6 protein-coding genes are annotated in these 6877 nt (G+C 73.2%); 1 reads left to right on the top strand and 5 read right to left on the bottom strand.

Going from position 1 to position 6877, the window contains the following annotated elements:
- From QH283_RS11950 to QH283_RS11970, 5 genes are all read right to left on the bottom strand, one after another.
- Positions 1-331, bottom strand: a 331-nt coding sequence (locus QH283_RS11950; protein ID WP_280503073.1) for a TetR/AcrR family transcriptional regulator, incomplete at its 3' end; no start/stop codon positions are given.
- 50 nt (positions 332-381) lie between these two features.
- Positions 382-1710 carry a pyridoxal-phosphate dependent enzyme gene (locus QH283_RS11955; protein WP_280503074.1) on the bottom strand — a complete coding sequence of 443 codons (1329 nt, stop codon included), beginning with the start codon at positions 1708-1710 and terminating at the stop codon, positions 382-384.
- Positions 1710-3155: a decarboxylase gene (locus QH283_RS11960; protein ID WP_280503075.1), complete on the bottom strand. Its 1446-nt coding sequence runs from the start codon at positions 3153-3155 to the stop codon at positions 1710-1712. Before QH283_RS11960 ends, QH283_RS11955 begins: the two co-directional genes overlap by 1 nt.
- Positions 3152-4507 carry a heavy-metal-associated domain-containing protein gene (locus QH283_RS11965; RefSeq protein ID WP_280503076.1) on the bottom strand — a complete coding sequence of 452 codons (1356 nt, stop codon included), beginning with the start codon at positions 4505-4507 and terminating at the stop codon, positions 3152-3154. The genes QH283_RS11960 and QH283_RS11965 overlap by 4 nt, the downstream gene beginning before the upstream one ends.
- Complete coding sequence (locus tag QH283_RS11970; protein ID WP_280503077.1) at positions 4504-5814, bottom strand: aminotransferase class V-fold PLP-dependent enzyme; 1311 nt, start codon at positions 5812-5814, stop codon at positions 4504-4506. Before QH283_RS11970 ends, QH283_RS11965 begins: the two co-directional genes overlap by 4 nt.
- Positions 5815-6048: 234 nt before the next feature.
- Between QH283_RS11970 and QH283_RS11975 the strand changes: the two genes are divergently transcribed.
- Positions 6049-6807, top strand: coding sequence for a GntR family transcriptional regulator (locus tag QH283_RS11975; RefSeq protein WP_280503078.1), 759 nt, complete (start codon positions 6049-6051; stop codon positions 6805-6807).
- Positions 6808-6877: the final 70 nt, after the last annotated feature.

A 6877-nucleotide genomic window follows, 5' to 3' on the forward strand; every position in this document is an offset into this window, starting at 1 on the left:
TGCCCACTTGGATGTGGGCTTGTGCGCGATGGGGGTTGGGATCGTCGGATTTGGTCATGGGGGTCTGGGGGCCTAGTAATTCCTCGCCCACGCTGCGGTAGAGCACGTCGAGCAGTTCGTCGCGACTGCTGAAACTCTCGTAGAAATACCGATCGGTGAGATTGGCGCGCCTGCACACCGCGCGCATGGTCACGCCTGCCGCCCCCGCCTCGCCGATCAGGTCGAGCGCGGCCTCGAGCAGTGCCGCTCGGCGCGCCTCCCTGCGCTCGGTGAGCGTCGTCCCACCCCAGATGCGGGGACCGGCGCTCTCTGAATCCTGGCCTGTCTGCACCGCAACCACAGTAGTGCCTCCGTCCCGGCGTCCGGCCTCTGTGTCCCGCCTCAGAGGCCGCGCTCGAGCGGCAGTCCGGCGTCCCGCCAGGCGGTCACGCCGCCGTCGAGGACCACCGCGTCGTAGCCGGCGCGCCGGGCCAGCGCCGCGAAGCCGAGCGCGATCTCACCGACCGGGCAGGCGAACACGACCGGCCGGGAGCGCGGGAAGGGCACGCCCTGGGCGAGCATGTCCTCCAGCCGGTCGTCGCGGATGTTCACCGCGCCGGGCACGTGCCCGATCCGGTAGGCCATCGCGCCTCTGGTGTCGACGACGGTGAGGCGTTCGGCGCGGTCGCGGGCGGCGAGCTCGGCGGGCGACCACCGGGGGACCGAGGCCAGCTCGTCGGCCGTGGGCGGGGCGGGGCGCTCGGGGCCGCCGAACAGGTCGGGGCGGCGGGCGCGCAGATAGGACAGATAGGGCTCGAGCCGGTCGCAGACGATGAACACCGCCACCAGCGGGTCGTGCGGATCGCGCCCGGCGAGGTCGCGTTCGCGCAGGGTCGCCACGGCCGCGGCGTAGGCCGCGCCGCTGGTCGGCCCGGCCAGCACGCCGTGGGTCCGTGCCAGGGTCAGCGTGGCCTCGATGGCGTCGGCGGACTCCACGGCCACGATCCGGTCGTAGAAATCCGGCTGGAACAGGCCGACGTCCCACATCTCGGTCTCCGAGCGGATGCCGGGGATGAAGTCCGAGCGCGCCGACACCACGCCGACCGCCCGCAGTTCCGGGTTGCCCTCGCGCAGGTAGGTCGCCGCACCCCTGGTCGATCCCGAGGTGCCGAGGCCGCCGACGAGGTAGTCGACGCGCTCGATCCCGCTCGCGGCCAGGTCCTCGTGGATCTCGCGACCGGTGCCCGCCCAGTGCGCCTCGACGTTCTTGTCGTTGGTGTACTGCGAGAGGTGGTGGAAGGCGGCGGGTTCGGCGGCCATCGTGGACTCGATGACGGCGTAGACGTCGTTCGGGGTGGTCGGGTCGGGGCATTCGGACAGCCCGGGCAGCTCCACGATCTCGGTGCCGAGCAGCCGGAGCAGATCGCGCACCTCCGCCACTCTGATCCGGTTGGTCACCGCGCGCAGGCCGATGCCCGCCATGCCCGCGAGCACCCGCAGCGATCTGGCGGTGTTGCCGCTGGAAGCCTCGATCAGGGTGCGGCCCTCGGCGCGCAGGCGCGGCAGCTCGTCGCGCAGCATGGCGGCCGCGGCCCGGTCCTTGACCGAGCCGAAGGGATTGTGCGACTCCAGTTTCGCGAACAGTTCGACGCCGGGCAGACCGTGCCGGGCGGGATCGAGCCGCAGCAGCGGTGTGTTGCCGATCAGGTCGGCGATGGTGTCGTAGCGCATCAGCTCTCCCGCGGGACGGCACGGCGGCCGGTGCCCGCCCGCGCGTCCGGCGTCACCAGGAAGCCGTGCGCGGTGCGGACGACAGCCAGCCTGGGCGGCGGCGGTCGCATCGAGGCCGAGGCCGCCGACAGGTCCATGTGGTAGGCGGCGGTGTTGGGGAAGACAATCAGGTCGCCGGGCCGCGGCAGGCCGGGCAGGAACACCCGGTGATTGGTCACCATGTCGCGCTCGAGGCACGACCTGCCCGCGAGGAACACCCCCACCGGCGGACCCGGCGGCGGGCCCGCGCGCGGCACGAGCAGCGGGTCCATCATGACCTCCTGATCGGCGGGCGTGATCGTGTCGCGGCTGAGGTCGACGTGGACGAGGATCGTGCCGTCGCCGAGTTCTTTGCAGAACTCCGCCGCCGCCACGGTCACGCCCGCGTGGTCGGCCAGCGCCTTTCCCGGTTCCAGCCACAACTCGAGCAGGTTGTCGGCCAGCACCCGCGCCAGCGGCCGGTGGTCGTGCTCGGGCAGCGGGGCGGCCAGCAGTTCGGCGAGCATGGCGGGCGCGGTGACGGTGTTGCCGTACTTGTGGAAGACCGGCGTCCCGTGCGCGGCCCCGTCGTCCACGTGGTAACCGAAGGTGTGGCCCGCCCAGGTCAGCGGGGCGCCGCGGCCGGTGAGCCCGTCGCGCAGGGCGCGCACGTAGGCGTCGAACCGGTCGGCGTCGGCGGTGAAGACCTGCCGCAGACCGCCGCCGACATCGAGCACCGTGGGCGCGAGCCCGTGCGTGTGGGCGCGTTCGACCAGCCGCAGGCAGGCCTGCGCCGCCCGCACCCGGTCGGCGACCGCGCCGGAATCCAGATGGAAGGCCACGCCGCACAACTCGATCCGCGAACCGGGCGCGGCGAACACGGATAGCGCCCGGTCCGTCCTGGTCAGCGGAATGCCGAAGCGGCTGAAGGGGGTTCCCGGGATCTCGCCGACGCGCAGCAGCACCGGCACCGGCCCCGCACCCGGGGGCAGGGCGCGGGCGAGCCGGTCGAGCTCGCCGAGCTCCCAGAGGTTGTCGACATTGACGGTCACACCCGCCAGCACGGCCCGCCGGAGCGCGGCCTCGCCCTTGGGGCCGGTCCATTCGATCTCGCCGGGGACGAACCCGGCGGCCCGGGCGCTGTCCAGCTCCTCGGGGGAGGCCACGTCGACGGCGAGCCCGGCCTCGCGGGCGGCCACCGCCAGGGCGCGCGACCGGTTCACCTTGTGCGCGTAGCAGATCCGGTGCCGCACGCCCGCCCGGTCCAGCACCGTGCGCAGGGCGTCGGCGTTGTCGGCGAGCACCTGCGGGAAGACCAGGTGCACCGGTGTGCCCGCGTGCGCGACCGCCTCGTCCAGCGCCCGCCGGTCGGCCAGGAACGCGCGCACCCGCGGCGGCACCAGCGCGGGCAGCGCGAGTGCGCTCATCGGCCGTGCCCGGCTCCCGGGGCCGGGGCGGCGGATTCCGGCGGTGTGGCGGCGACCGGGTTGTAGCCGCCGTCGCGCAGCACCTCGAAGGCGCGAGCCCGGTTGCGCGGGCTGCGGAACTCCGCCACCACCCGCTTGCTCGCCAGATCGATGTCGAGCACCGGCACGCCCATCGACTCCAGGGTGGCGGTGATGGTGCGCACGCAGTGCTGACAGCTCATGTCCGGCACGTGGAAGACCCGGTCCCCGGCGTCGAGCGCGGTGTCGGGCAGCGCGTCCGGGTCCGCGGGGCGTTCGGTGACGCGGCAGCGTTCGGCCACCGCGCAGAACACCTCGACGAATCGGTCGACCACCAGCGGCAACAGCGTGTAGTGCCCGCTCTCCAGCCGATGCGGCACGGCGGCGAGGCAGGAGGGTCGGGTGCCGGGCGGCAGCAGCGCGTACTGGCGTGAGATCAGGTCGAGATCCTCGTGGTACCTGGCGATGGCCTCGGCCGTGGTCAGCCCCTCGACGGTGGTGGCCCGGCGCATGACGGTGTGCGCCTCGGCGATGGTGGCGTCCTTCATGGCGCGCAGCGTGGCCACGGTCTCGGCGGTGTAGCGCACGCTGCCGTCGGGCTGGCAGGCCAGGGTCACCGGGATCATGCCGCGCCGGTAGGTCGAGGCCTGCAACTCCCAGAACCAGCGGGTGGCGACGGCGGTGAAGATGCCCGAATCCCGAAGTCCCCGAGCCAGTTCCGCCGGGCTCCGGTACGGGGTGCGGCGGGCCAGCAGCGCGTGCTGGGCCAGCGCGCGACCGGCCGACTCCACCCCCACGCGGAAGATCTCGAGCGGCTCGTGATCGGTGGTCGTCCCCGCCAGTACGGCGTGGGCGTGTGCGTCCAGGCCCGCCACCCGCTCGGCGAGGCCGGGATCGTCGGCCAGCGCCCGCCACAGCACCAGCACGGTCTCCCTGGCGGCCACCGGCGCCAGCGGGCCGAGCGCGTCCGCGCGGTAGTGCCCGGTGTTGGGGACGCCCTCGCTGTCGGTCCAGCTCAGCCGGTGGGTGGCCACGGTGACCTGCTCGGGGCGGCACGGGCGCATGAACCGTTCCAGGTACAGCCGCTGCGAGGTGGTCAGATGGCTGCCCGGTTCCGGGCGCACCTCGGTCGTGACGCATTCGAACTCCAGCGGCCCCGCCGGGACGCGTGCCGACTCGAACAGACCGGGCTCGGCCAGCTGGGCGAGAACCCGCGAGGCGGCCCTGCGGTCGTAGCGGGTCCGCGGGGCGCCGCCGTCGCGCCGGGCCGGGTCGCGGGGTGGGGCCGGGTCGCGGGGTGGGGCCGGGTCGTGCGGAAGTGCGCTGCTGCTCACGTGACCTCCTCGGCGATGGACGCGACACAGGCGGTGAACCGGTCGATCTCCTCGACCGTGGTGTAGACGTGCGTGCTCACCCGCACCGAGTCGGGAAGGGCATCGGGCCCGGCGTCCGGCCCGGCGCCCGCGGGGCGCGTCGGCACGCAGTGGGCGCCGGCGCGCACCAGGAAGCCGTGTTCGGCCAGCACGAACCCCAGGTCGTGCGCGCCGATCCCGTCGAGGGTGAACGAGACGATCCCGTACCCGGCCGTCCTGCCCGTCGCGTGCTCGGGCTCCTCGGCCGGACCCGGCAGGAACCGCAGGCCGCGCACCGGGCGCAGCCGGTCGATCAGCGCGCGGGTGAGCTTCCGGTCGTGCTCGGCGATCACCCGCCGGTCCAGGGCGTCGAGCACCTCGAGCGCGCTGCCGAGCGCGAGGATGCCGGGGATGTTCGGGGTGCCGCCCTCGAGCAGGCGCGGCATCCCGGTCGGCGCCGGGCCGTCGTCGGTGAGCCGCACGCCGGTGTCGCCGCCGGGCAGGAACGGCAGCAGCCGGTCGTGGCGTCGGCGCGCGCAGTAGAGCACCCCCGTCCCCGGCGTGCCGAACATCTTGTGCGCGGCGAAGACCGCGAAGTCGACGCCGAGGGCGCGCACATCCACCGGCAGGTGGCCGCCGCTCTGGCTGCAATCCAGGCAGATCGCGACCTCGGGGCCGAGTGCGGCCCGTAACCCGGCCGGGTCGGCGACTCCGCCGAACACGTGGTGCAGATGCGAGAGGGTCACCAGCCGCGTGCGCGGCCCTGCCTCGGCGGCGCGTTCGGCGATGTCGTCGAGGTCGGCGTGACCGCGCGCGGTGGTGCGATAGGGGACCAGCTCGATCCGGCGGCCCAGGCGGGCCAGCAGCGCGCGCAGATGGTGCCACGGCAGCACGTTGGAGGCGTGGTCGAGCGGGTTGAGCAGGATGCGGTCGCCCTCGCGCAGTTCGGGCAGCGCCCAGCTGAGGGCGACCGCGTTCAGCGCGGCCGTCGCGCCGGCGGTGAACACGATCTCGTCGGCGCCCGCCGCCCCGACGAAGCGCGCCGTGCGCGCCCTGATCTCGGCGATCCGCGCGGCCAGCCGGGAGGACCACGGATAGGAGCCGCGCCCGGCGTTGGCGGCCGCGCCGCGGTGGTGGGTGGTGACCGTCTCGATCACCGGCAGCGGTTTCTGGGTGGTTGCCGCGCTGTCCAGATAGACCTCGTGGCCCGTCAGCGCGGGGAACAGCGACCGGATGTCGGGCGGCGGAAGGCCGGTTGGCGGCGCCGATCCCGGCGGGCAAGTCCCCACGGCGACCCCTCCCTGACGATCATCGGGCGGACTCGACCAACGATACGCAGCCTGCCCGCCCCACTCGAAGGTTTCTGCCGGACAGCGTCTTTCGTTCTCCGGCCGCCCGCCGTCGCTGACCTGCGCGCGGCCCTGCGGCAACCGGCGGCCCTGTGATCCGGCTCCCGTCGAAACATGCCGTCAACATGCCGGTGATAGGAATTCGACGTCGGTGTCGGGAGCGAAGGAGGCCAGGTGAGCGAGTTCTCCGGCAGAGTGGAGCGCGCGGCGGGAGTGTCGAATCAGACCCGACGCGCCTATGAATTGATCCGTTCGCTGATCCGTTCCGGCTTTCTGGTGAACGACGAGCAACTCGTCGAGGAGCGTCTGGTCAAGGCAATGGGGATTCCGCGTTCTCCGGTGCGCGAGGCGCTGCGGCAGCTGGCGCTGGAAGGGCTGGTCGAGCGCAGACAGCGGGTGGGCACCCGGGTGCGCCGGGACTACTTCCAGGTGCCGGTGGACGACATCCTGCCCTGGCGCACCCCGCCCGGCTTCACTGTGCGGCGCACCGACAACCGGATCGTGCCGTCCACCCCGGCCATCCGCGCCCACCTCGGCACCAGCGACGACAAGGTCGGCCTGGTCGAGCACGTCTTCGAACACATCACCGGCGACGGCTCCGAACCGCTGGGCGTGCGGATCGCCTACTACCGCAGCCACTTCACCCAGCCCCGTTCCTGGCAGAGCTGCCCAAGCCTGGCCGATGCCTTCTTCCTCGTCTACGGCGTGCCGCTCGGTGACGTGCAGACCGTCATCGACGCGGTGGCCTGCGACGCCGAGACCGCCGCGCTGCTGCGGGTGCGCGAGGGCTCGCCGGTGCTCATGCGCGAGCAGATCCTGCGCGACGCCGAAGGCGCGGTGCAGGAGTACACCTTCTCGCACTACCGCGCCGACCGCGTCTCTTTCCCGCTCGGCCGCGAGCCCGACGCCACCGGCGGCCTCGTGGTCGTCTGACCCTCCCTTCCCCCAAAAAAATGCCCGTGCCCCACGGGCACCGGCATTCTGCGTTTCCCGTAGGACTCGC

The organism is Nocardia farcinica, from assembly GCF_029867845.1.
GTDB lineage: Bacteria > Actinomycetota > Actinomycetes > Mycobacteriales > Mycobacteriaceae > Nocardia > Nocardia farcinica_A.

Coding starts and splice junctions, on each gene's coding strand:
- QH283_RS11955 (WP_280503074.1), bottom strand. CDS start 1,710: ATGCGCTACGACACCATCGCCGACCTGATCGGCAACACACCGCTGCTG.
- QH283_RS11960 (WP_280503075.1), bottom strand. CDS start 3,155: ATGAGCGCACTCGCGCTGCCCGCGCTGGTGCCGCCGCGGGTGCGCGCG.